General features: G+C 43.4%; 27 protein-coding genes and 1 tRNA gene. 15 read left to right on the top strand and 13 right to left on the bottom strand.

Annotated features, from left to right (window positions below; genetic code table 11):
- Positions 1-250 precede the first annotated feature (250 nt).
- Positions 251-1,933 carry a chaperonin GroEL gene (gene groL / locus DP114_RS27345; RefSeq protein ID WP_169263010.1) on the top strand — a complete coding sequence of 561 codons (1,683 nt, stop codon included), beginning with the start codon at positions 251-253 and terminating at the stop codon, positions 1,931-1,933.
- 529 nt (positions 1,934-2,462) lie between these two features.
- On the top strand, positions 2,463-3,302 hold the full coding sequence (locus tag DP114_RS27340; RefSeq protein ID WP_169263011.1) for an SPFH domain-containing protein: 840 nt from the start codon (positions 2,463-2,465) through the stop codon (positions 3,300-3,302).
- Here the strand turns inward: DP114_RS27340 and folP are convergent.
- Positions 3,299-4,165, bottom strand: a complete 867-nt coding sequence (gene folP / locus DP114_RS27335) for a dihydropteroate synthase (protein ID WP_171977622.1) — start codon at positions 4,163-4,165, stop codon at positions 3,299-3,301. The genes DP114_RS27340 and folP overlap by 4 nt on opposite strands.
- A gap of 194 nt (positions 4,166-4,359) precedes the next feature.
- Positions 4,360-5,085, bottom strand: a complete 726-nt coding sequence (gene tpiA / locus DP114_RS27330) for a triose-phosphate isomerase (RefSeq protein ID WP_169263013.1) — start codon at positions 5,083-5,085, stop codon at positions 4,360-4,362.
- Between the two features lie 189 nt (positions 5,086-5,274).
- Between tpiA and DP114_RS27325 the strand changes: the two genes are divergently transcribed.
- The 3 genes from DP114_RS27325 to DP114_RS36440 all read left to right on the top strand — a co-directional run bounded on the left by DP114_RS27325 (position 5,275) and on the right by DP114_RS36440 (position 8,112).
- Positions 5,275-6,756: a GTP-binding protein gene (locus tag DP114_RS27325; RefSeq protein WP_171977621.1), complete on the top strand. Its 1,482-nt coding sequence runs from the start codon at positions 5,275-5,277 to the stop codon at positions 6,754-6,756.
- 430 nt (positions 6,757-7,186) lie between these two features.
- Entirely contained in the window at positions 7,187-7,774 is a 588-nt protein-coding gene (locus tag DP114_RS27320; protein ID WP_169263015.1) for a hypothetical protein, read from the top strand.
- Positions 7,775-8,001: 227 nt separating this feature from the next.
- The gene (locus DP114_RS36440) at positions 8,002-8,112 is read left to right on the top strand and encodes a transposase DNA-binding-containing protein (RefSeq protein ID WP_169263016.1); all 111 of its coding nucleotides are present in this window, start codon (positions 8,002-8,004) and stop codon (positions 8,110-8,112) included.
- 216 nt (positions 8,113-8,328) lie between these two features.
- On the opposite strand, the gene DP114_RS27310 is transcribed toward DP114_RS36440, so the two are convergent.
- The 5 genes from DP114_RS27310 to DP114_RS27290 form a co-directional block, all read right to left on the bottom strand.
- Positions 8,329-8,754 (bottom strand): DUF3011 domain-containing protein, encoded by a 426-nt coding sequence (locus DP114_RS27310; RefSeq protein WP_171977620.1) that lies wholly within the window; start codon positions 8,752-8,754, stop codon positions 8,329-8,331.
- 259 nt (positions 8,755-9,013) lie between these two features.
- Complete coding sequence (locus DP114_RS36435) at positions 9,014-9,115, bottom strand: element excision factor XisI family protein (protein ID WP_370469290.1); 102 nt, start codon at positions 9,113-9,115, stop codon at positions 9,014-9,016.
- On the bottom strand, positions 9,105-9,200 hold the full coding sequence (locus tag DP114_RS27300) for an element excision factor XisH family protein (RefSeq protein WP_211178816.1): 96 nt from the start codon (positions 9,198-9,200) through the stop codon (positions 9,105-9,107). Before DP114_RS27300 ends, DP114_RS36435 begins: the two co-directional genes overlap by 11 nt.
- Before the next feature lie 52 nt (positions 9,201-9,252).
- On the bottom strand, positions 9,253-9,810 hold the full coding sequence (locus tag DP114_RS27295) for a thermonuclease family protein (protein ID WP_171977619.1): 558 nt from the start codon (positions 9,808-9,810) through the stop codon (positions 9,253-9,255).
- Between the two features lie 3 nt (positions 9,811-9,813).
- A complete protein-coding gene (locus DP114_RS27290) occupies positions 9,814-10,209 on the bottom strand; it encodes a 2Fe-2S iron-sulfur cluster-binding protein (RefSeq protein WP_169268980.1) in 396 nt (131 codons plus the stop codon).
- Positions 10,210-10,297: 88 nt separating this feature from the next.
- Between DP114_RS27290 and DP114_RS27285 the strand changes: the two genes are divergently transcribed.
- Together DP114_RS27285 and DP114_RS27280 are read left to right on the top strand one after the other, a co-directional pair.
- Positions 10,298-10,384: transfer RNA gene (locus DP114_RS27285), tRNA-Ser, on the top strand.
- Positions 10,385-10,448: 64 nt separating this feature from the next.
- Positions 10,449-10,844 (top strand): hypothetical protein, encoded by a 396-nt coding sequence (locus DP114_RS27280; protein WP_171977618.1) that lies wholly within the window; start codon positions 10,449-10,451, stop codon positions 10,842-10,844.
- Positions 10,845-11,437: 593 nt separating this feature from the next.
- Here DP114_RS27280 and minE read toward each other — a convergent pair.
- The 5 genes from minE to DP114_RS27255 form a co-directional block, all read right to left on the bottom strand.
- Positions 11,438-11,737, bottom strand: coding sequence for a cell division topological specificity factor MinE (minE, locus tag DP114_RS27275; RefSeq protein ID WP_171977617.1), 300 nt, complete (start codon positions 11,735-11,737; stop codon positions 11,438-11,440).
- A gap of 30 nt (positions 11,738-11,767) precedes the next feature.
- Complete coding sequence (minD, locus tag DP114_RS27270; RefSeq protein WP_171977616.1) at positions 11,768-12,574, bottom strand: septum site-determining protein MinD; 807 nt, start codon at positions 12,572-12,574, stop codon at positions 11,768-11,770.
- A gap of 52 nt (positions 12,575-12,626) precedes the next feature.
- A complete protein-coding gene (minC, locus tag DP114_RS27265) occupies positions 12,627-13,958 on the bottom strand; it encodes a septum site-determining protein MinC (protein WP_171977615.1) in 1,332 nt (443 codons plus the stop codon).
- 48 nt (positions 13,959-14,006) lie between these two features.
- Positions 14,007-15,380: a four-carbon acid sugar kinase family protein gene (locus DP114_RS27260; protein WP_171977614.1), complete on the bottom strand. Its 1,374-nt coding sequence runs from the start codon at positions 15,378-15,380 to the stop codon at positions 14,007-14,009.
- Between the two features lie 83 nt (positions 15,381-15,463).
- Entirely contained in the window at positions 15,464-16,126 is a 663-nt protein-coding gene (locus tag DP114_RS27255) for a magnesium transporter (RefSeq protein WP_171977613.1), read from the bottom strand.
- Positions 16,127-16,466: 340 nt separating this feature from the next.
- Here DP114_RS27255 and DP114_RS34545 point away from each other — a divergent pair, with 340 nt between their 5' ends.
- From DP114_RS34545 to DP114_RS35415, 5 genes are all read left to right on the top strand, one after another.
- The gene (locus DP114_RS34545) at positions 16,467-16,715 is read left to right on the top strand and encodes a hypothetical protein (protein WP_216669943.1); all 249 of its coding nucleotides are present in this window, start codon (positions 16,467-16,469) and stop codon (positions 16,713-16,715) included.
- 523 nt (positions 16,716-17,238) lie between these two features.
- Positions 17,239-18,627: a hypothetical protein gene (locus DP114_RS27245; RefSeq protein ID WP_171977612.1), complete on the top strand. Its 1,389-nt coding sequence runs from the start codon at positions 17,239-17,241 to the stop codon at positions 18,625-18,627.
- 311 nt (positions 18,628-18,938) lie between these two features.
- Complete coding sequence (locus DP114_RS27240; protein ID WP_169265991.1) at positions 18,939-19,328, top strand: hypothetical protein; 390 nt, start codon at positions 18,939-18,941, stop codon at positions 19,326-19,328.
- Entirely contained in the window at positions 19,325-19,792 is a 468-nt protein-coding gene (locus DP114_RS27235) for a PIN domain-containing protein (protein WP_171977611.1), read from the top strand. The genes DP114_RS27240 and DP114_RS27235 overlap by 4 nt, the downstream gene beginning before the upstream one ends.
- Positions 19,793-19,834: 42 nt before the next feature.
- Positions 19,835-20,332 (top strand): transposase, encoded by a 498-nt coding sequence (locus DP114_RS35415; RefSeq protein ID WP_246162827.1) that lies wholly within the window; start codon positions 19,835-19,837, stop codon positions 20,330-20,332.
- 59 nt (positions 20,333-20,391) lie between these two features.
- On the opposite strand, the gene DP114_RS27225 is transcribed toward DP114_RS35415, so the two are convergent.
- Positions 20,392-21,366 carry a GUN4 domain-containing protein gene (locus DP114_RS27225; RefSeq protein WP_169265989.1) on the bottom strand — a complete coding sequence of 325 codons (975 nt, stop codon included), beginning with the start codon at positions 21,364-21,366 and terminating at the stop codon, positions 20,392-20,394.
- A gap of 542 nt (positions 21,367-21,908) precedes the next feature.
- Here DP114_RS27225 and DP114_RS27220 point away from each other — a divergent pair.
- The 3 genes from DP114_RS27220 to DP114_RS27210 all read left to right on the top strand — a co-directional run bounded on the left by DP114_RS27220 (position 21,909) and on the right by DP114_RS27210 (position 24,983).
- Entirely contained in the window at positions 21,909-22,724 is an 816-nt protein-coding gene (locus DP114_RS27220; RefSeq protein WP_171977610.1) for an inositol monophosphatase family protein, read from the top strand.
- 82 nt (positions 22,725-22,806) lie between these two features.
- A complete protein-coding gene (locus tag DP114_RS27215; protein WP_171977609.1) occupies positions 22,807-23,739 on the top strand; it encodes a J domain-containing protein in 933 nt (310 codons plus the stop codon).
- Positions 23,739-24,983 (top strand): ATP phosphoribosyltransferase regulatory subunit, encoded by a 1,245-nt coding sequence (locus tag DP114_RS27210; protein ID WP_171977608.1) that lies wholly within the window; start codon positions 23,739-23,741, stop codon positions 24,981-24,983. The genes DP114_RS27215 and DP114_RS27210 overlap by 1 nt, the downstream gene beginning before the upstream one ends.
- The last annotated feature ends 252 nt before the right edge of the window (positions 24,984-25,235 follow it).

Here is a 25,235-nt window from a genome sequence, read left to right as displayed (position 1 = left end):
ATTGAGCTGCGTCGAAACGTTGGATAGGGGATTTAAACCGTTCGGCTGACGCTCACGGCAAAAGCCCCAACCCGATGTCGCCACCCCCATTGATGGTGGTGATTTAAACCCCCTACTGATCTGCGCGTCGCTACTATACTCATTCTGACTTCTGAGTCCTGATTTAGTGAGTTCTTTTTTTAAAGTGATTAGCACTCTTGGCCAGTGAGTGCTAAATTGTCTATTGGAAGCGCACGAGAGTACATAAAACATGGCAAAAATTGTTGCATTTAATGAAGATTCGCGGCGGGCTTTAGAACGAGGCATCAACGCTCTTGCCGATGCGGTGAAGATTACCTTAGGACCAAAAGGTCGCAATGTTCTTTTGGAGAAAAAATTTGGGGCACCCCAAATTGTTAACGATGGTATCACCGTTGCCAAAGAAATTGAACTAGAAGATCCCTTAGAAAACACTGGCGCAAAACTGGTTCAGGAAGTGGCGTCAAAAACTAAAGATGTGGCTGGGGATGGTACCACCACAGCTACTGTGTTGGCGCAAGCGTTGATCAAAGAAGGTTTGAAGAATGTTGCCGCAGGTACCAACCCTATAGCCCTGAAGCGGGGAATTGACAAAACCGTCGAGGCGTTGGTGCAGGAAATTGCAGCAGTAGCTAAGCCAGTAGAAGGTGCAGCGATCGCTCAAGTTGCGACAGTCTCAGCTGGGAACGACGAAGAAGTCGGTCAGATGTTGGCTGAGGCGATGGAAAAAGTCACCAAAGACGGTGTTATCACCGTTGAAGAATCTAAATCCTTAACAACGGATTTAGAAGTTGTAGAAGGGATGCAGTTAGACAGGGGTTACATCTCCCCCTACTTCATCACCAACAACGACCGGTTGACGGTAGAATTTGAAAACGCTCGCATTTTGATTACTGATAAGAAAATCAGCAACATCAGCGAGTTAATTCCAGTTTTGGAAAAGGTCGCCCGTTCCGGTCAACCTTTGTTGATTATTGCTGAAGATGTGGAAGGTGAAGCTTTAGCAACTTTGGTTGTGAACAAAGCACGGGGAGTGCTTGCTGTCGCCGCTATCAAAGCCCCTGGATTTGGTGATCGCCGCAAAGCATTGTTGCAAGATATTGCTATTCTCACCGACGGACAGTTGATTTCTGAAGAAATTGGCTTAACCTTGGATACCGCTTCTTTGGAAACCCTGGGAACTGCGCGGAAAATCACAATTGACAAAGAAAACACCATCATCGTTGCTGCTGGTGACAACACAAAAGCGGACGTGCAAAAGCGAATTGGTCAAATTCGTAAACAACTAGAAGAAACCGATTCAGACTACGATAAAGAAAAACTCCAAGAGCGCATTGCTAAACTAGCTGGTGGAGTTGCGGTGATAAAAGTGGGTGCGGCAACAGAAACCGAACTCAAAGATCGCAAACTGCGGATTGAAGACGCCCTCAATGCTACCAAAGCGGCTGTGGAAGAAGGTATCGTTCCTGGTGGTGGAACAACACTGATTCATTTGGTGAAAAAAGTACAAGAGGTTAAAAACACTCTTGAGGCAGAAGAACAGATTGGCGCTGATATTGTGGCGCGAGCGCTCGAAGCCCCCTTGCGTCAAATTGCAGATAATGCTGGCGTTGAAGGGTCGGTTATTGTCGCCAGAGTGCAAGACACTGATTTCAACATCGGTTACAACGCCGCTACTGGAGAATTTGAGGACTTGATTGCTGCCGGTATTATTGATCCTGCAAAAGTAGTGCGTTCAGCTATCCAAAACGCTGCTTCCATCGCTGGAATGGTTTTAACCACTGAAGCAGTCGTGGTCGAAAAACCTGAGAAGAAACCCGCAGGTGGTGCGCCTGACATGGGCGGCATGGGCGGCATGGGCGGCATGGGCGGCATGGGCGGCATGGGCGGCATGGGCGGCATGGGCATGATGTAGTTCTGTTGACCATATAAATGTCACCCTTGGTGGGCACTGCCCACCTTTTTTGTTTAACCACTGAGTGATCGCCCGTATACGCCCAACCAAGCTGAGTCCTGCGGACACGCTACGCGAACGCTTGGTTCCCTGAACGAAGTTCAGGGGAGGCACTTCGTGCCTCGGGCGTAGGGCGCGCCTTGCGATCATGGTCGAAAAACTTGCTATGCCAAAATTGGACTTTATCATTAAGACTAATTAATTTCCCCTATACCCCTATTCCCTTACCCCCCTTTTTCTTGACATACTATTTATTTAGTAAAGTAAATGACAAAATTAGCACTTGCACACGCAGCTATGTTGATGATTTAATAGCCATGTCCAAAGCTAACTCATCGCTAATTTCATGTCATTTTTTACCAGAGTCTTGCCTTGAACCACAACTTGTGATAAGTACATTACACATTCTGGATATTAGACTGAAGATAGGACATAGTGTTAGTGCTATGTTCTTAGGGCTAATTCCGCCAAATGTTAAATAGGAGAATATATGGAACCAATTATTGCCATAGTCTTAGTGCTTATAGGGTATGCATTAGGATCGGCAAAGCTTATTAATCAGGGAAATGAAGCTTTGGTTGAACGTTTGGGGCAGTATCATCGCAAACTGAAACCAGGACTCAACTTTATTGTTCCCTTGCTTGATCAAATTGTCATGGAGGACACGACCCGAGAGCAAGTTTTAGACATCAAGCCTCAAAATGTAATCACCAGAGATAATATCTACTTGGAAGTGGATGGAGTTGTTTACTGGCGCGTCACAGATATAGAGAAAAGCTTTTACGAAATTGACGACTTGCAGCAAGCACTAACAAACTTGACTACAACTACGCTTAGGGAAATCATTGCCCAGAATACCTTGGAAGAAACCAACGCCGCCAGAGCAAGCATGAACACTGCCTTGCTGGCTCAGTTGAATGAGACAACGGCGCAGTGGGGAGTTGGAATTCTGCGGGTAGATATTCAGAGTATTACACCACCTGAAAGTGTTCGCAAATCAATGGAAGAGCAACGAGCTGCTGAAATTAGTAGCCGTGCTGAGATTTTAGAAGCAGAAGGGCGACGCGCAGCCGCAATTAAGAAAGCAGAAGGAACAAAAACCTCAATGCAGATCATTTCTGAAGCTTTACGTTCTAATCCTGAAAGTAAGGAAATTCTGCGCTATCTCGTGGCTCAAGATTACATCAATGCCAGCTACAGACTGGGTGAAAGCGAGAATGCCAAAGTTGTGTTCGTAGATCCAGGCAAAGGTGGTGAGATGATGGATTTGATTTCCCAAATGACATATGGCGAAGAACATGTCAACAATGGTGAAAATGGTTCTACTTAGTCTGATGGCTGGACTTGCGAAGATTGTCGGAAAATTGCATCAGCAACCAATGATACATCGCGCATTTCTTTAATATCGTGAACTCGCATGATATCAGCACCATTAAAGATAGCAGCACAACATGCAGCTGCTGTTCCCCAGACTCGTGCTTTCGGATCTGGCTGATTTAAAATACGACCAATGAAACTTTTACGAGATGCTCCTACTAAAATAGGACACTTAAGTTGACGCAATTGGGGTAAGCGGCGCAAAATTTCTAAATTTTGCTCATAGTTCTTGGCAAAGCCAATCCCTGGATCGATGATAATTTTTCTTTCGTCAATACCTACAGCAATAGCTGCAGCGATTTGCTTTGCCAAAAAACTATAAATCTCTCCCATCAAATCTTGATAATCAGTGAATTGTTGCATTGTTTGCGGGTTTCCCCGGATGTGCATTAATATAATAGGCACATTCATCCTTGCCACTGTCAGTAACATTTCTGGGTCTAAGGTACCCCCGGAAATGTCATTAACTATATCTGCACCTGCTTCTACAGCAGCCTGGGCAACAGCTGCCCTTGTTGTGTCTACAGAAATTGGCACTGGTATCTCTTTTCGCAGTATTTGCAATACTGGCAGAACTCGGTTAAGTTCTTGTGCAAGAGTGATTTGCTCTGCCCCTGGTCGAGTTGATTGACCACCGACATCGATAATATCTACACCACCTGCTACCATTGCTTGTGCTTGTGCTAAAGCAGCAGTGACTGTATTGAATTCGCCACCATCACTGAAACTGTCAGGTGTGACATTTAGAATCCCCATCAGATATGTTCGCTGTCCCCACTCAAAACAGCGTTCTCGAATGATTAAATTGGGTGTCATAAGATTCGCACTCTACAACTCGTTCCTAGGCTCAGCCTAGGAACGCTTGACTAGAGGCTCCGCCTCCAGATTTCAAAATGACTTTTGCGATTTTTACGTGAGACAGAGTCTGACTGTATGCATTCCCTGGCTCAGCCAGGGAACGAGAGCAACCAGAGAAGCCAGGGAACGAGAGGACTTTGGTTACTGAACATTCACTTATAATTCACAAGTCTGGCGAAACTTGCGGGTTCTAAACTTGCTCCTCCCACCAGAACGCCGTCAATTTCCCTTTGAGCCATGATTTCGTCTATATTATTCGGCTTTACCGAACCACCGTATTGAATTGGCACATTAGGATTGGTCAATTGATTGCGAATTATACCGATGACACGATTGGCTTCCTTGGTTTCACAAGTGTCACCAGTGCCGATCGCCCAAATCGGTTCATAAGCAATAACCAAATTCTCCTGATCAATATCCACAAGGTCTTTTTCGAGCTGGTTGATAATCAGTGATTCTGTTTCCAGCGCATCTCGTTGTTGTTTGGTTTCACCTACACATAGAATAGGCGTAAGACCAAACTTTTGAGCAGCTTTGAGGCGCAGGTTGACGGTGTGATCAGTTTCACCAAAGTATTGCCGGCGTTCGCTGTGACCGACAATAACATAGCGCACACCAATCTCGGTGAGCATAGGTCCAGAAATTTCACCCGTGTAGGCTCCACTCCCTTCCCAGTGAATATTTTGCGCCCCCAATTGTATACGACTTCCATGCAAACTCTTGGAAAAAACGCTTAAATCAGTGAAGGGGACGCACAATACCACTTCTCGGTCTTGAGGAGTTTCGCCCAAGCTGGGCAGAAATCCTTTTAAAAACTCCAGGGATTCTGCCTGGGTTTTGAACATTTTCCAATTACCGGCAATAACTATTTTTCGCACAGGTGATTTCGTCAAGAACTATAACGCTACTACATGCATTTTTCAGTTTATGACTTTAAGGGGTCATCACGAAAGATGAACATCACTACTGTCTATTTACTGTTGTAGATTCTGCCATTTTTCACGATGTGGTCGTTGTCGCTTCATGAACGTCATGATAGTAGACGAGATATACATAAAAATATAGATATGACTCCAACATTACCCTTACCCGAGCCACATCGTAATGATTCGCCCAACAGTAGCGAAAACTCTCTCAATTGGGACGAACAGCTAGATAGTGCGATTTTTACTTTTGAAGATATTCAAGCAGAACTCAACTATAAACAAGCGCGAACCGCACTGCGAAATTTGGTAGATAAGCTTGATCTGACTCAAGAGGAAAAAGACGGACTGGAGATGCAAATTGGCGATTTGGAAACAATGCTGTTGAAATTAGAACGCATGGTAGTTCAGATAGCCGCCTTTGGTATGGTGGGACGAGGCAAATCATCTCTACTCAATGCTTTGGTAGGGCAACCAGTATTTGAAACTGGTCCCTTGCATGGTGTCACGCGCAATTCTCAAACAGCAAATTGGACTATCACAGAAGAAGAGATTGGGGAAACACAACGTGCTTTGCGAGTGACTCTACCGGGAAGTGGTCAATCTCAAGTGGAATTGATTGATACCCCAGGATTAGACGAAGTTAATGGTGAAACCCGCGCCACACTAGCACAACAGATCGCAAAACAGGCGGATTTGATTTTGTTTGTCGTTGCTGGCGATATGACGAAAGTTGAACATGATGCACTTTCCCAATTGCGGGAAGCGGGTAAACCTATTTTGCTGGTGTTTAACAAAACAGACCAGTATCCTGAAGCAGATCGCATGGCAATTTACGAAAAAATTCGGGATGAAAGGGTACGAGAATTACTTTCACCTGATGAAATTGTGATGGCTGCAGCATCGCCATTGGTGAGGAGAATGGTTCATCGTCCCGATGGTACCAGGGGTGTGCAGCTCAGTACAGGAGAAGCCCAAGTTGAAGAACTGAAGCTGAAAATTTTGGAAATTCTACATCGTGAAGGCAAAGCTTTGGTCGCCCTCAACACAATGCTTTATGCTGACAACGTTAATGAGCAGTTGGTGCAGCGAAAACTTAAGATTCGAGATATCAGTGCCAATCAGTTGATTTGGAAAGCGACGATGACCAAAGCAATGGCGATCGCCTTCAATCCTGTCATGCTAGTAGATGTTCTTGCTGGTGCGGTGATAGACATTATCCTGATTCTAGGCTTATCAAAACTTTATGGCATTCCCATGACCGAAACCGGAGCCGTAAAATTATTACAAAGAATTGCCTTGAGTATGGGTGGTATCAGTGCTAGCGAATTATTGGCAAATTTGGGCTTGAGTTCACTCAAAACATTACTTGGTCTGTCTGCACCTGCGACTGGGGGTGCTTCCTTGGGTGCCTATGTGTCAGTAGCACTAACTCAAGCGGGTGTAGCAGGCGTTTCTTGCTATGGTCTTGGGTATGTGACCAAAGCATATTTAGCCAATGGGGCAAATTGGGGACCGAATGGTCCTAAAGCTGTGATTAGTCAAATTTTGGCAACCCTTGATGAAGGTTCAATTCTCAATCGGATTAAAGATGAATTGCGATTGAAGATAAAAGCTAAAACATAAAAGAACACAATAATACAGCAGAATAGAGGCGTCAGCAGTCAGAGCAAGCATTTAAACTTAAGGGGTGGACGCGGGATTATCTAGCAGGATGCGCACACTGTAGTCGTCAAGTTGTGATTAACTTCTTTGCGAAACGACCTGTTGAAAAGAAGTTGTTCCAATTTGTTTGGTGGGAGCTTCAGAAATTCCTCTAAAGTGAGGGGTTGAGCAGTTGTGGCTGTCATGGCTCCAAAAATTCGGTGTTGTGTTCTTAATTCTAACAACACGGGAGTTTCCTCGCTCATTTAAAGCGCGATGGCGCAGAGCGCCCGCTTCGCGATCGCCCTAAAGGGGTGGCATAAAATTAAGTCATCCTAAAAATGATACCTTCGCCAAAATGAGGTATCACAAAAACACGGCAAAATCATACGATTTGAAGTTATACACAGTTATGCAACCTGATTTACAAGGTTTATATATTACACAAGACGACTTAAAACAAATAGCTGGTCTGGGTCGTAGAGATTTGAAAGCTCATGAAACATTAAAATACCCAGGTAAGGCTCCCTTATTACTTTTAGGCGCGTATACAGAGCAAATATTGTTTTTTGGCTGGGGATTAATTCCAATTGCTTACTTAGTTAAGTGGAAATGGTTTAGAGAACGTCAGAGAAATATTCTCAGACAAATTGATGGTTATAATGCAGTGTTAAAAGCAATAGATATTAATGACCAGCTAGAAGCGGCTGGAAACCAAGGAGTCAGTTTAACTGATAGAGAAAAAGCCATTGACGTTTTAAAAATCACAAGAGCCAATTTAGTTTGTGCGTTAAAAACAGAGCGTATTTTGAGGAAAAATAAGGAATTTATTACTCGAAATATGGAACTTTTGGAGAGCAATGTCACTGCTATGCAAGGCATAAAATTCAGCCATGAGGCGAGAGAATACGCACAACGAGTTGATGATGCTTTGCAAATTGCACAACAGGTGCAAGTAGAAATCAGAAAGCTAGAAGAAGATAAAACCAATGAACAGTGATAACTGATAAATGTCTACAAAAAGATAAAGATAACCTTGGTCAAATCAATTAGTTGTAGAAAAAGACTTATGCAAGATGAAACGCCCTCACCCCCAACCCCCTCTCCCAATGGGCTATCCATTACCCGCATCTTTCTCAACATTTATACAACGCCGTTAAAATATGCCAAAAACATTGATAGGTATAGTTTTTGAGAGAAGAGAATATTTGCGGGTAATAGTGCATCATGGAAAAATGCGCTTCAGTTGAATTAAAACAGGCATATTTAGGAGACACAGGACGAAACAAGCGTCTAGTAAGGATCCTAGAAGACTTGGGAGCACAACCTACGCAGTAGGGTACCTTAAGCGTGTGGAAACATAGCCGCAACCACCGCAGCATACGATTTTTGGAACTCATCCGGACACGCGGGAGTGTGGAAGCCTCGGAGGAACAAGCACGTAGTGCTGTATTCCGTTCTTTAGACCGCGGTTCTTCGTTTTTGATAAGTGTTTATCCGGGTCTTATAGAATATCGAGTCTTAATTAACTCTCCAAAATCCCGCTAGATTCGCTTATCTACGGTATCCGCCGTTATTATATCTGTCATTTCCGCCGTATCCGCCGTATCCGCCGTTATTATATCTGTCATTTCCGCCGTATCCGTCATTATATCTGTCATTTATGTCGTATCTGCCGTCTTGGCGTTCGCGTAGCCGCTGCTTTGCAGCATCGCTGACTGCGAACTCTGCTCGACAGCCATTTCTTACCCAAATACGGTTTCTGCGATAACCCCAATTTCCTCTACAACTAGCATCAGACAATTGCCTGACAAATCTTACTCTGCTTCCTCTACCTACCTCACAAGTATTCCTATCATTACCACGACTTTCACAAGTTATTGTGTCTCGCGCAGAAGCTGGTGAAGCGTTAAAAACCGTACCTAAACTAACGGTGGTAACCATCAAGGTGGCAGCTATTATTGGTAAACGAATGCTCATATTAAATGTTGAATCTCTTTTAGAATAAAAAACTAACTATACTAATTATTCCAAATTTGTAAAAAGACTTGCCTATATCTCAAGTCATAAAATTTAGTATCCTAAACAGTTTCAACAAATCAGTGAACACAACGACCGCGCTCAGTGCATCGCAGTGAACAGTAAACAGTTAACAAAAGAAACAGATCCGTATTTTCTGTTGTAACTGATAACTGGTAACTGGTAACTGATAGCTGATAACTGATAACTGATAGTTGACTCAACCAACACCAAATTTTGTGTATTGATGCATCTTTGGTGGATCAATACCCAACACAATATCGTGTTTTGGTACTCCGATTTCAACTAGCTTATTGGCAATGTGGATATGGATCGTGGGTTATTTGCCATTTATCCTTCTGGAGGGCTGTTTTGACAATAGTATGAAATGCATCAATTGCCAGCATAAATGACTTATGAATGTTGAAAATTCCTAATTATCAGCCCCAGGGCGAATTACTAACGATACTGACGGCGAAATTCAGCGGGTGTCAAACGCATAGGTTTTTGTGGGTCCCAAATTCCTAACCCCATGAGTCTAGCCCATTGCTGGGCACGTTCTAAGCGTAGGTCATATTTGTGGTTAGGCGATCGCCCCACAAACAAAGCGTACCCTTGTTTCACCAACTGTTCATTCAACAAAACCCCATTTTTCCACGCATAAGCCAAACTCCGCCCAAATTGATCTTTGATTTGAACATCAAACTCCAGGATGACTGGCTGTTCCAAAACCTCCGCTTCTAGGCGTTCTTTGGCTGCATCTCCCCAAGGACGTTGCTGCAAATCTGGTGCATCGATTCCCAGCAAGCGTACTTGAGAAATGAGACTTGGTTGATCACCCAAACCTACCACCTTCAAAGTTTGTCCACTGACAACTTGTGTGATTTTGACTTGCACCTGTGTGCTTTCTTCAGGTTTTTTTTGAGGTTGACAAGCTACAAGTAGTAGTAGACAAAGCAGAATGACGATTTTTTCTAGCTTTGCACCAATGCCCTTGAAACAAAATTTAATCTTCATCTATTAATCTTCATCTAAGGGAAGACCTTTGCGAACTTTCCCCCTAGCGAAAAAGCGTCCAAATTGGAGTTCATAGACTTCATCTTCGTCTTGTGTCTCCACCTCCAAATCAGAACGAGCATAACTGACGCACAATAGGGCATAACCTTTTTTCTGTAATTCTGGTGAGAGTCCAAGAGCTTCCGGTTGGTAAATTTCTCCTGAGAGTACCCGGACAGCACAAGTGGTGCAAGCCCCATTCCGACATGAAAACGGCAGTTCTACCCCTTGTTTTTCACCCGTATGCAGGATGTAGCGGTCATCAGGGACTTGGAAGGTGTGTATAGTGCCTTTGGCGCGTTCGCCTTCGGCGCTGCGCTTTGCGCATTCACGAACTTTAATAGTGTATGTCTCGGACATTTGAATTTTTGATTTCAATTTGGGACTTTAGACGAAATTTAGTTGCAGTTTAATTTATCTTATTGTATACTTGGAATTCGTGACGCCTGGAGAGATGGCCGAGCGGTTGAAGGCGCAGCACTGGAAATGCTGTTTGGGGGCAACCTCAACGAGGGTTCGAATCCCTCTCTCTCCGTTTCATAATACAGCAATAACTCCTGAGTCAAGAGGAGCCAGCACTACAGGAGGGTCTCCCTCCTATGGCACAAAGTGCCACGCGCAAGGGACAGTACTGGCTCACGCCACATGCACGCCACTTGCTACAACGGGGGGAACCCTCCGCAGTCGCCACAACGGTCAAAGCTCGCCGCTTGGGTTGCTTCCCCCGGCAGACTTTGGGGGAACCCCCGCAAGGCGCTGCTCTCCGCAACGCAGTGGCTCCTCAACGCTTAAAGTCGCGCACGGTGAGACAGCACGGCGCAGGAGGTGAGACCAGTGCTGCGGGAGGGGAGCCACTGCGTTGGAGAGCCAGTACTGCAGGAGGGTCTCCCTCCGTAGGTATCTGGCGTCCGGGTTTCCCGGCTTGTTCGCATGATTGCGTCTCCCCTTGGGAGATAGCATGTGGCGTTTTCCCGACAGCCAGGCATCTGGCGTAAGCGCAAAGCGCACGCCAAGGGCGAACGCGTAAGCGCAAGCGCACGCTAAGAGCGTTCGCGCAGCGTCTCCGTAGGAGATACGCGTAGCGTGTCCGTTCGGCTTTGCCGTGCCCGTTCGCGCAGCGTGTCCCTTTGGGACTCAGGGCTCAGGACTCACCGTCTCCCAACGCGAGTGCGTGCCCGCAGGGCTTAGGAGATACCCGAAGGGGTCTCCCGACCTAGGCGACTGCGTAAGCGCAAGCGCACGCTAAGAGCGTTCGCGCAGCGTCTCCGTAGGAGATACGCGTAGCGTCTGGTGCAGGAGATACCCGAAGAGCAGTGGCTCCCCTACACCCTTACCCCCTTACACCCCTAGTTTGTTGACTAGCGTCCGCGCTACCTGAGCGCAGTGCTGCTTTCCCTCCGGATTGGCTCACCGCCCTGCTGACGTCTACAAGGCGGCGAATTTTAGTCGAGCAGTGGCTCTCCAAAGACAGAGCACTGCCTAACTGCGCTACTTCACTAGTCGCGCGGAATCGATTCTGGCGCAGTTAGGACAGAATTATTTATTGTTGTTGCTAATGATCACACAAAAAGCGTCAAATCACTTAGACCTAATTGCTGCTGTCTAATTCAGACATTTCTTCTTGATCTTCTTTGACTCGACGAATTGGCATGTTAGCAATTAAAGCTGTTGTCCGTTGATTGCTTTCCAGGGAAAACTCTAAGCCGTCCGTTTCAATTTCTACGTAACGACAAACAATATCTAAGATTTCTTGCCGCATCTTTTCTAGTACATCAGGGCTGATGTCAGCACGATCATGAGCTATCACTAATTGCAGGCGGCGTTTAACTTGAGTGCGACTGTTGTCAACACTACGAACAAAAAATTTTTCTAATATTTCAAGAATCATTGGAGCTAAGTCAGCAACAGACGGAACAGATTAAAGACTTTTTGTCCAAAACAACTTTCTCAAACGAGAGAATATGTTGTCTTGAGTTGAGTCCAGTTCAAGAAATTCAACCGTTTCCCCCTCTAATCTCCGAACAATGTTATCGAAAGCTGTAGCAGCTAAAGAAGGGTTTTCCGCTAATACTAAAGGTTCACCGCGATTGGTAGATACAATAACCCGCTCATCATCAGGAACAACTCCAATCAAGGGAATTGCCAGAAGTTCCTGAACATCTTGAACAGACATCATATCATTTGCCCGTACCATTGCAGGTCTGATACGGTTAATAACCAAGTGAATACGTTTAATGCCTTGTGCTTCTAGTAACCCAACGACGCGATCAGCATCACGCACGGAAGCAATTTCTGGAGTGGTGATAATCAGGGCTTCTTTTGCTGGGGCGATCGCATTTTTGAACCCCATTTCAATTCCCGCTGGGCTATCAACCAAAACATATTGATACTTCTGCGCCAGTGCATTCACCAATAACTTCATCTGGTCAGGAGTGACCGCATCTTTGGTGCGATTTTGCGCTGCAGGTAACAAAACGAGATTAGGTTGCCGCTTATCTTTCACCAAAGCTTGTTCTAACCGACACTCTCTTGCCAGAACTTCAACCGCAGTATAAACTATCCGGTTTTCTAGCCCTAGCAACAAATCCAAATTTCTCAAACCAAAATCCGCATCAACCAAAGCTACTTGACGCCCCATTTTGGCTAAAGCCATTCCCAAATTTGCCGTAATCGTGGTTTTTCCCACCCCTCCTTTGCCGGAGGTTGTAACAATAATGCGAGTCATGATAGAAACGAGCTCGATTAGTGATTAGAAAATATACAACAATAAAAAAGATTTATGTATCTTTTATCATCCTACTTAATAGGATTTTAGAAAAATCGCTCACCCTAGCAATACGGATTCCTTGGGACGTAATATACGCCACTTCTGGATAAAATTGCAATGGCGATTTTTCTGGTGCCCTAGCAACAGCATCTGCAATTCGCAGCTGGGTTGGTTCCATCTGCAAACTCATAATCAGACAATCACGGTTTCCAAGGGCACCCGCATGAGCAATTCCACGTAGACGACCCCAAACAAGAATATCTCCATTTGCAACTACGATACCACCAGGATTCAAGTCCCCTAAGAGGATAACATGACCCTGATGACGGATTTCTTCTCCAGAACGCACCGTCTTGTCTAAATAGAGAGGTTCTGCAAAAGGAGGTGTCTCAGACTTTAACTCACTGCCAAGTGTTGTTTGTCGCTGTAGTTGTTCTACAGAGTAGCCCATTGTAACTGCAGCGATCGCAGTTTGCCGACGACTAGTAGAAACTGATTTTAGCTGAATGTGAAATTGATTCAAACTTTCCGCCAGTTCTTGGAGTTGTCTGTTATCCAATAAGCGATCTTGGGCGATCAGATTCACGGCTGTGTTAGGTGAAAAAGAGCGCTCGCCAGCTAAAAGTCGCAGCTTCATTTGTTGCCAAATCTCAGTCCAACTGTATTCTGAGGCTGGCAATTGTGATTCTGTTGGTAGTATTAATAAAAGTTTTCCCTCCTGACTTTTTATTTGGACTTGAATATTAGGATTCACCGTTGCTGTTTTAGACGGGAATTCTTCACTCAACTCTACGTTGATATTGGCTGGATTAAATTCTACATCAGGAACGACGGAATTTGACTCAACATTGGAATCGGAAGGATTTGACTCTGTATCCGAAATAGGATGTGGCTCACTATCAGGGACGAGAGAATTTGCTTTTACATTGGAATCGGAAGAATTTGTCGGTTCTATATTAGGTTCTAAAGAATTTGCCTCCACATTGGAATCGGAAAAATTTGTCTGTTCTATATTAAGCTCGAAAGAGTTTGACTCCACGTTGGAATCGGAAGAATTTGTCTGTTCTATATTAAGCTCGAAAGAATTTGACTCCACGTTGGAATGATTGGAATTTGACTGGACATTATAATCTGGAATATGTGATTTTAAGTAAAGTAAGACAGAATTTACCTCTGCTTCGGGGAGGACTGGGTTTTCCTCTGGTTGCGAAATCGACTTTAAATCAGAAAGAGCAGAGATTTCCTCTACTTCACCAAAAGATTTTTTTGACTTCTGCTCAGGGATAGTAGAGTCAGAAGTCGTGTAACGGTTGCCAGAATACGGGATAGAGCGATCATCCATACTAGATTAGTTACAATTTGCAACAGCGTTATTAAAAAATCACACTCCTCACGCTAGATTTTTACTGAGTCTTTTAGCGACTATTGATAATCCATCGGCATCGCCAACATTTCCTGGAAACAGCACGACTGGCAGATTAGGAAACTGAGGATGGTCTGATGGAGTTATCACCATTGAACAACCAGGTAAAATTTGACCAAGTAACCGTGCCGAAGTCAAAGCTAAACCTGTACTTAAGACATCGTTTGAAGTAATGCCACCTTTACTGATTAAAAATCCCATATCCGATGGTAAACCCCGCACGATATCCATCAATAAGCTTGACACCTTTGTACCAAACTCTAACCTTGCCTTAGCATTCTTAAAAGTCAGTTCTTTACGACTGGTATAAACCACTGCTGTTTTTCCAGCATCATATGCTGCATGGATATGATCTAGAACCTCGTTTAGCAGTGTAGCAGATTCATTTGCTCCATCATCAACTAACCGCGCCACATCCACTTCAATTCCCATCGTTTTCTCTTGTTGCAACAGTACCTCTAACTGCTGAGTTGTCTTTTTAACATGGGAACCAACAATTACTATACCCGGTTTACTTCGTTGCACGTACTGTGACATATTTTCTGGAGCAATCGGTTGGGGCGGTAATCCTGCTAAAGCCGTTAAGATACTAGCAGCACTACGAAACAGAAAGCGTTTCCCCTGACTGACTGCGGTTAGAACGTCTTGTGCAAACTGGTTGAAATCTGCTTGAGTTTCACCATCCACAACAGCACATTGGTTATTAGTGAGTTGCATAAGTCGTTCTAAGCTACCAGCGCGAATATCCGCTAATGAAAACCTTTCTACCGACTCAGCACTGATACTTCCTTGAGTTTTTTCTTCCACATACTTGGGTAAGTAGCTATGACGATACTCAAAGACTGAATCACGAGCAAATTCAGTTTCATGGACAGGGGTGGGAACACCATCAACTATCAAATAATGTACACTGTCGCGCGTAATACGTCCGCCTTCAAAAAACGCTGGTACGATAAAATGAGCATCAAATGGACCTAGTTCATCGGCGATGACATCAGTTTCAATTGGGTAATGTCCCCGTAAAGTCGAATCAGAACGGCTGACAACGCTAAACCCTTTTGTTGTATCTGTTTGTAGGCTAATGGTGGATTTTTCTCCCGTATCTCCACTGACTGTAGATATAGCCTGTTTGAGGTTATGGCAAACTTCTCTGGTAATAGATGCTGCTTCTTCTGGGGGAAGTGCTCTTGTGTTTGTTAATACAAAGAAGATTGGTGAATCATCTTGCAACCCCAAGGATAGTGTTTCCACATCCCAACGCATGAGTAGCAAGCAACTGTGGACTGTTTGAGAACCTGTTGGATCATCATCTAAGACAATAATTTTTGGTTGGTTAGTCATGTTTAAGTCAACGGACAACTATTTGTTGGAAACTTCTGGCAAGGATTGCTCCTTTGAATGGAGACTGCTTTGATCAGCGGGATTCAGATTTCCCGCAATTTTGTGATCTCTGTTTGCACACTCATTGCAATCTGCAATGATTGATTTAGAATTTGAGCATACTCGCTTGCCTGACTGCTCACTTGTAAGGCTTGCAACTTAGTTAAATTATTGACAAGTAATTCTTGATTATTGGTAAATAATTCTTTATTATCTCGTATAATTCGTTCTGTTTTCAAAGCGCGAACGAAATCTTCTCTCATAAGTTGCAGAGCAGTAAGGACTTTTTCTCTATCAGCTATACGACTGTCTGTGTCCCCAGATGTTATTTGTTGATCATGGATAGCGATCGCGATCACCAACTTATGATATTTATCGACTTGATCCAAAAGTACTCTGAGTGTTCTGGGATAGGTAAAACGCCGCCAAAACCAACGCCCAACTATAATAGCAATTAGCACAGTTGTCAGCAAAACAATTCCTAGTATTATTGAAGAACCAATTGTCGGCAGAATCACAAACGCATAAACAAACCCGACAATGATCAAACTCAGCAGCAGTGCTACAACAATTTCGTTAATCAAAAAACGAAATCGCTTCTCGCGATCCTTCATAATAGAAGGTCGTAAGACATCATCTGGATTTAATCCAATTAAACGTCTCAGTTCTCCCTTAGTTATTTCCAGGCTCAATAAGTCCGGCTGCACAGATGGATACTCCTATCAAAGAGCGAGTGACGTTTTTGTTGTATCCTCATTTTAGGTAACAGTGTATCGCTCTTTGATCACTTTAGTGGGATAAAAATTAAAGGCAAAATCACCAAACCAAGATACTGCTAAGCGTTTGGACTTTAATTTTTCACACAAAGCCCAAAACATTGATTTTTGCCTAAAAGCCGTCAACAGTTACAACAAAGCGCTAAAAACTCTCACACAAGCAGATTTCTCTGAGTTACATCTGGAGGTTTTGCAAGACTTAATTCGCGTCTTTTTGGATTTGTGAGAAACTGCGAAAGCCCAAGAACTGCAACGACGCGGTACAGATTTGTTGCGACGCTTGCTGGATGAGTGCAAAAGTCCTGAAAAGAAAAAGCAGTTGGCTTTGAAGTTTGCTCCTTTTGAGCAGTTAACTGTTGACTTGGCTGTGCAGTTGGGTGAGATGGTGCAAGCGTTGGAACTGGTAGAACAAGGGAAAAATGCTTGCTTGGCTTGGTTGCTGGATACTGGGAGTGATGAGTCACCTGCATGGGAGGAGATGAAACAACTGCTCAATTCCACTACTGCTATAGTTTACTGACATCTTAGCCCAGCCGCCCTACACACTTTCATCCTCAAACACGACGCTTCATCACCTATCCTCATTTCTCCTTCCTCTTTTGCAAGCGGGGTTGGGGGATCTCTTCTAGGTAAATCCTATCTTCAATTCTCCACATTTTTCTTATGCTAGAAAGATACACAATCCGCTACCAAGCTTTTTTGCAAGCATTCAATAAACTTGATTTATCAACCCTTTGACCAGAACTGCAAGAAAAACTTCACCCAGTCCGTCAAGCGTTGGGGAATAATGTGAATGAAGCTACAATTAGGCGGCTTGACGCTTTGGTAAAAAAGAGCGAGACTCCTGCGGAGTCGCTCCGCGAACGCCTCAATCAACTTTACGAAAGCGAATGTCTTACTTTAATAGGGAAAAACAATGAACAAGATGCTGCGGACATTTCACGTTTAATTAGGTTGAGTTACTTATCTTTTTTACAAAATTTGGGATACTCCCAAATCGACTGTCAATTAATAAAACTAGAATTTGATTAGATCTTTACTCGATGAATGACTTAATTTACTACCCCACTCTCGATGTATTTGTCTACCAATTAAGAGATGGATTGGGAGACAGTGAAGCTCAAGTTGCTGAAAATCACGATAAATTCTGGAACAACCTACCTCCTAAATTACATGTCTATTTAGAGGAGGAGTTAGCAGCTGAGAACCCAGAATATATCAAATTACTAGACTTACTTGATCCAAAATACCGAAAGCCATTTAATATCAAAGATAATCATTTGATTTTTCAAGATAAGGTTGCAGATTATCAAATTGGAGGTTATTACTATCCAGTTCGCTTAAGTGATACTTACGGACTACTGTTTGACTGTTCTGTTGATGACTTTGATCATCCTCACTCTGTTACTTTTTTTCAAAAGCTCAAAGAAAAAGCCTCTGCTAAAAATGGTAACCTAGGGAAAACTTGGATGCTTTCCGGTTGCCTACCTGCAAATTTTCAAGCTAATTTAGAAGATTTAGCCAAAGCATCTGCCAACGCTTTAATCCCTGGTGATTGGCAAGAGTTAAAAATTGGAAATTTTTTAGGCGCTACAGTTTTTGAAGTTTGGAAATCGCCCCAGAAGTGGGAGAACGTGGCAGAAGAAAATACTCACATTTTAATATTTTTCTATCCCGCCCTAAATATTATGGAGGAAGCTGCAGGCTTTTATGGAGATTGGCTGCGGTTATTATGTGTGCGTAACAAAATTTTGTGGGAATATGCTTATGCTGAGAAAACAACGAGAAGTTTACAAGCTGAATATAAGTCTATCACAGAAAACGTTGCAAAAGTGAAAAGTTTATATACAGAACATGGAGAAGTAATATTATCTGGTAACAAGTTACAGTACTTACAAAAAATATTGAGTGAGAGTATTGCGACTTTATCAGATTATCTCAGAAAAATCAGCGATCTGGAAATTATCAGCTTGGCGATAGAGACGAATTTAAGCAACTACCAAAAATACCATCAACAGATCGTCCAAAAAGCAGAACAAAAGCAACAAGAATATGGTAATTTGGGTGATACAGACTTGGGGTTTTTGAAAAACTTCAGTGATATTGTTGAGGAAAAATACAAAGCGCAGGTAGCGCAAGACCGTGCTAGCCTGAGTGTAGGCTTGAGAATTTTAGAAGACTTAATCAACACTGTTCGGGGTATTATTGAGATTGAGCAAACCAAGAGCGATCGCACTCTAGACAACACCATCGCGCTTGCAGGAATTGGACTCGCCATCAGCGGCATAACAGCCACCGCCATCTCCACCCAACAACCTCCAGTGGCATCTTATAAAGACTTTTCTTTCGTAGGTTCACCAACTTTTGTGTGGAGTATTGTCTTTAGTTCACCATTTTTAATTATTCTCATCCTTCGCCTACTTCGCCGGTAATATAGCGGTTTTCAATTGGGTGGAATACATCAAACAGTTAAGAAACTACTCTGCACACCTTACGTTAATCTACCCTACAGGAACGGCTAGCGGCGAACGGGCACCGAAAGGAGTATGTTGGCTATTGCTTATACCTGTAAACCAAGGATAGTACACAGAGCTACTGCTCAGTCCATTTTAATGGACTTCGGCTATTAGCCTGGGACTTATAGTCCTAGGCGGACTACCAATACAAGATTATGATATAATTTTCTATATAGTTAATCTTTAAAAAAATATTATTCATAATCTCGTGAAAAACTTAAATCAATATGAATCTAGCTGTAGAACTCCCTAGTGGAAAAATATTAAACCTTTCTCGCTTCATTGCTCTTATTCCACTTACAACTACAAGTAATAATTACAACTTGATTTTAGAAGGTTATTCTGCTCCCATTACTCTAGAACCAGATGATGCTGAAGCTCTCAAGAAACTATTGCAATTAGATAAGGATTTAGTTACTGCTAATCAATTAGAATTGGACAGGCAGAAGCGATTAAAGCAAAATCAGCGAGCAATAGCCTTATTAAAACAGCGTATTCAACGCCATGAAAATATGTCTGAAGCAGAATCACTACACAGAGAAGAAATATTTGAGAATTTTAAACAAATAATAGATGCAGAACGTTTTCCCGAACAAAAGTTATATTCGCAATCATGATAGTTTTTATTGACTCTGGGGTACTGGGAATTCTTACCAATCCCAATAAGTTAGGAGAAGCTTACGATTGCGAGCAATGGCTTTATACTTTGTTATCGCATGGTGTTCATGTTTGTTCTTCTGATATATGCGATTTTGAAGTCAGGAGAAGTTTAGTTTTAGCATCACAAAAGAAAACTGAACTCAATAGTATTCAGAATTTAGATGAACTTCGAGAAATCATTGATTTTTTACCAATTACTTCAGCTTTATTGAAACAAGCTGCTTCTTTATGGGCTGCTGCTCGAAGTCAAGGCATTCCCACTGCAGATGATAAGAGCCTTGATGTAGATATTATCATTTCTGGTCATTGGCAAATTCTTAAGGAAGATTTTCCCGGTCGTTATATTGTTATTGCCACTACAAACGTAAAGCATTTGAGTCGCTTTACTGAGGCTAAAGTGTGGAGAGATATTAAATTTTAATTGAATGTTTTCCCTCCGTGCCAGGTATTGTGTTTTAATCGGATGCTGAACCGGACAGGACACTTTTGGGAAAAACGATATCACAGCACAGGTTTTGCTAATACAGATACCAAAAGGGCGTTAAATACGCTGCTATATATCCACGCTAATCCTAAAGCAGCAGGAATACAGCAGGGTTTTTTCTACGATTTCAGCAACTATGGCATCCATGACCGCTTCAGTGATGATGGTATCACCCAGTGGCATCCTGCATTTTTGCAATTGGGGAAAAACTTGGAGGAATGCGCTGCTAAATATCGAGGATTTTGCAAAAAATATCGACCACAAGCAAAGTCAGAAAAAAGAAACCATTGGGGTAGTCGCTTTTTGCCATCAATGAAGAGTAAAGGAAATCAGAAAAAGTCACCAGGGCAAATGAGTTTACCTTGGGATAAGCAAACAATCACCGAATGTACAGAGGTGCATGAAGTAGCAGAAAAATTTATCCACGCAAATGGATTTTTCCCCCCGGTGCCAGGTATTGAAATGCGGAAATGTTGATTCTTGCGTACGAAAGGAAGCTGCAATAAATATTCACAAAATTCTGAAACGCTTAAACATTACAGTTTACAAGTCTCGATGCAAGAGAAGAGACCAATCACAAACTCTACCCCACATACCATACCACACGGGAGGTGTCCAGGCGAAACAGTTGTATCAAACGTGGTATCAAAAGTGACTTTATTGATCCCAAGACTATTAACGCTTATCTCCCAACCTACGCGATCGCCAAACTTTCTCAAGGCTTGTTCGTTGTATCTACCCGGCTTGCCGCCGACACTCAGGTAAATTTCCTTCTGAACGCTGAAGCCAAAATGTCCATTACTGTATTTTACCCACAATTGGTCAATTGTGCGCAGGTCAGTGCAGGGAAAGTTTAAGAGTTCTTCTTCCCTAATGTAGTCATTTTTCTGGCTATCTACAGCTTGAAGCATTACCAGATAAGTTTCATAGTCAGCTTCTTCCCACTTTCTTGCTGCCAGTAAGTCTCGCAGTTTCGTGTAATCTACACCTTTTTCTGATCTGAGGTCATCACTTGAATCATTTCTTTGATTTTGCGGAGTGTTTTGAGCTTGGCTTTGTGGGATCACCTTCACCCTTACTGGCTTTCTCCCAGTAATACCCCAGATCAGTCTATCCATTGGAGGAATATAAACACGTGTCTGTTCCCGAAAATCAACCCATGTCATGCCTTTAAGAAAACGTGCGAGACTAGGCTCCTGTGGAGCATCAGGAAGAAGCACAGGAATAACAGGACACTGTCGAGCGTTAAATTCACTCAAAAAGGCTTCTATTTCATTTTTTTGCCAAGGACCAATACCACTTTTACCAACAAAAACTGCTGCTGATTTTATGTGATCAATCTGCTTTTCTAGTTCTCGCTGCCAAGGAAAACCAGGTTGTAGTTCCCATATATCCAACCACGGTTTAATCTTATTTTCTTCTAATTGCTCTGCAATTTTTATGACTGCGTCCTTATCTTCGCTATTGTGGCAAAGGAAGACATCGAATTGAAATTGAGCATCAGTTTCCATCTGGTTTGACTAATTCCTGTATTGCCTTGAGTGCAACTTCTAACTCTTGCTCATTACTATAGCAATCCTAGTTTGTCATTGCGTTAGCGCAGCGTGCCCGGAGGGCAGCAGAACGTAGTGGAGCGTAAGCGCAAGCGCACGCCAAGGGCTAACGCGCAGCGTGTCCCCTTGGGACTCAGCAATCGCAAAGTACGGATAGAGATTGAGCGTCAGAACGGTTACAATTTTTGTAGGGTGGGCACTGCTTACTGTTCGCGGAAACTTCTACTTGTATGTTGTCAGCAGTGCCCACCACCAAGGATTTTGAGAAGGGACTCAGGGCATACGTAGCGCAATTGCTTCACTGTGCGATACGCGTAGCGTCAAGCCAAGGGCTTATCGCCAAATCTTGAAATTGCTGTGACGGTAATTTGTAAGGTGGGCACTGCCTATCTTCTGATGTCATGAGTCTGCTATGAGTGAGCAGTGCCCACCCTACCCTTAATTCACTACCCTTAATTCACAATTCGTAATAGGCTAATATTACGAATTATTAACGAGTCATGAGTAATCTGCAAATCTTTTTGGATATTGCTACAGAAGCAGCCCTTGCTGGTGGCGCGGTGTTGCAAGGTTATTTGGGTAAGGTGGAAGACGCGATTACTGAAAAAGGACGCCCCGGTGATTTGGTAACGGCTGCTGATAAAGCTTCGGAAGCTGTCGTTTTAGATGTTTTGCGTCGTCACTTTCCTGACCATTCTATCCTGGCTGAGGAATCTGGGAAACTAGGAAATCAAGATAGTGAGTATCTCTGGGCGATTGATCCTCTGGATGGAACAACGAACTTTGCTCACCAATATCCCTTTTTTGCTGTTTCTATTGGGCTTTTGATTCAGGGTGTCCCGCAAGTTGGTGTTATTTATGACCCTTTCCATGATGAACTGTTCCGGGCGGCTCAAGGTTTGGGAGCTACGCGGAACCGTTGCCCAATAAAGGTTTCAAAAACTTCTGAACTTGGTAAAAGTTTGTTGGTTTCCGGATTTGCCTATGACCGTCGTGAAACATCTGACAACAACTATGCGGAATTCTGTCACTTGACTCATCTGACTCAAGGAGTTCGGCGTAGTGGTTCTGCATCTCTAGATTTGGCTCATATCGCCTGTGGTCGTTTGGATGGCTACTGGGAAAGAGGTCTTTCTCCTTGGGACATTGCTGCTGGTATCATTTTAATACGAGAAGCTGGCGGAAAGGTGACTGCATACGATGGGAGTCCCTTAGATATCTCGTCTGGTAGAATTCTTGCTACGAATGGTTCTATTCACAACAGCCTAAGTCAAGAACTACAACAAGTTCCACCACTATCTTCATGGGTTGACTAGCGATATTACTTAGTAATAATTAGTACATAAATATTAAACTAGAGAAATCCAACGGCTAGTCAACAAATTGTGATGCAATTCTATGTCTTTCAAGTTTAATCGCGGATTATTTAAATATGATTTTATAGACCATCACGCAGTTCTGTGTGTACCAGTTGATGCAGATGTCAAAGAAATCCGCAAACGCTATCTCAAAATTGCCCGCCGCTTACATCCTGATACCTGTAGGGATGAAAGCGATGCGGAAAAAGAACTTGCTAATGAATTGTTATCTAAGCTGGTGAATCCAGCTTATGAAACACTCTCTGGTGAGAAACAGAGAATGGAACATATTTTAATTTTGTCCCAAATGGGTAAGCGTTTGGTGCAAGAATCTGTTTCGGTGGAACTCAAGAGTGATGTGACTCAGCAGCTAGCTAGTGCACCTCATTTTGAGCATATCTATAAGAGTGCAGTGGCTCAAATTGCTGAAACTCAATATGACTCTTTACAGGAAGTACAAGACACGATAGCCTTAGCCAGCGAGTTGAATTTGGTATACATAATGCGGAGTGCTGGCAAAATATTTGCAGCAGCATCATCAGCAGAAATTCCAACGAATGCAGCCAACAAAGCCGCTGTAACCTCTCCACCACAAAAGCAAGACTCGGTTGTCTTACAATACATCCGTCGTGCTCAAGATTTAATATCACAAAATCAATTGACACAAGCAAGGGTAGAATTACAAGATGCTCTGAAACTAGAGCCAAATAATAGTCGTTGCCATAGCTTGATCGGAGTGGTCTATTTGAAGCAAAATCTTACCACGAGTGCAAAAGTTCACTTTAACCGCGCCCTGCAATTAAACCCCAAAGACGAAATAGCGTTGGCGGGGAGACTTAAAGTTGAACAGATTACAGGGCAAAAATCCAGTGGTGCGAAGCGTACAGCTTCGTCTCATACTGGGAGTCAGCAACCAGGTAAATCTGGGGGTAGCGGTTTGTTTGGTGGTTTGTTTGGTGGGAAGAAAAAATAATGGTGTATCAATCTCCAGTGGGAGCGAGGGATTTATTACCCTTAGATGTGGCTCAAAAGCGCTGGATAGAAAACAGGCTACAGCAAGTGTTTCACCGTTGGGGATATCATAGAATTATCACCTCAACGTTAGAGCGTATGGATACGCTGATGGCGGGGGGAGCAATTGATCGCTCTGCGGTGATTCAACTGCAAAATGGTAACGATGAGGATTTGGGGCTACGTCCAGAATTGACAGCCTCTATTGCTCGCACGGCTGTAACGCGTATGGCAGGGGTGAATTATCCACAACGCCTGTATTACAATGCCAATGTTTTCCAACGCACAGGCGAGTTGAAGCACAACCGTCAGCAAGAATTTTATCAAGCTGGGGTGGAGTTGTTGGGCAGTGGTGGTGGCTTAGCCGATGCAGAAATTCTGCTGCTGATGGCAGATTCTTTACAGGCTGTGGGTTTGAACAATTGGTATTTGATTTTGGGTGAAGCGGAAATTACGCGCTCGCTCCTCAAACCTTTTCCCCCTCATCTACAAGAAAAAGTCAGGAGTGCGATCGCCCACCTTGACCGCATAACCATAGACACTTTACCGTTAAGTGATGAACTACGAGAACGCGCCAGAATCATGCTAGATTTGCGCGGGAAGCCTGCGGATGTTCTGCAAAAAGTCAGCAGTCTGGGTTTAGACGAGAGTTTACAAGCAGTTGTAGATAATCTGAAAAACCTAGTAAAATTGCTAGAGCTTTCAGTCAAATCGAGTACAACATCAATCTCGTCAAAAGGGATAGAAATCATCCTTGACTTGAGCTTATTACAAACCTTTGACTACTACACAGGTATCGTATTTGAGGTCATCAGTCAGATTGATGGACAAACGCGAGTTCTTGGGCGAGGAGGTCGTTATGACCAGCTTTTAAAGCTTTATCATCCGAAAGGAGAAAGTGTACCAGGAATAGGTTTTGCACTATTCTTGGAAGGTTTACAACAAATTCTCTTGTCTTGTGGGCGGTTACCACAAACCACGCCAGGGACTAATTGGTTGATTGTACCAGAAACGCCCGATGCTTACACAGCCGCCTTTGCTTACGCTACAAAACTTCGAGACTCGACTCACTTGGTACGGGTTGAAATGGATTTGGGGGGACGAGATGTGGATGAGATTCGACAATATGCACGCGATCGCACTATCAACCAAATTGCTTGGATTAAAGCTGATGGTTCAAGGATGATAGAGTCATTAGTCAATTAGTCATCAGTCATTAGTCTTTAATAAACAGGACTTACGCAGCGATGATTGGTCATTGCGAGTGGAACGCAGTGTAACGTTCGCGCAGCGTGTCCCTTTGGGACTCAGCAATCCTGGTCTTGACGAGATTGCTTCGCTTCGCTCGCTGCGGACGAAAATACGTTACCTTTGCGTAAGTCCTGATAAAAAACCAAAGACAAATGACTGTCAGACTAGTGATTCAGTATTATTGCTAGGCTATATAGAGCTGGCTAA

Origin of the sequence: Brasilonema sennae CENA114 (assembly GCF_006968745.1) — a bacterium.
Lineage (GTDB): Bacteria > Cyanobacteriota > Cyanobacteriia > Cyanobacteriales > Nostocaceae > Brasilonema > Brasilonema sennae.
Note: the sequence above shows the minus strand (reverse complement) of the source record. Positions and strands in the feature narration are given on the sequence as shown.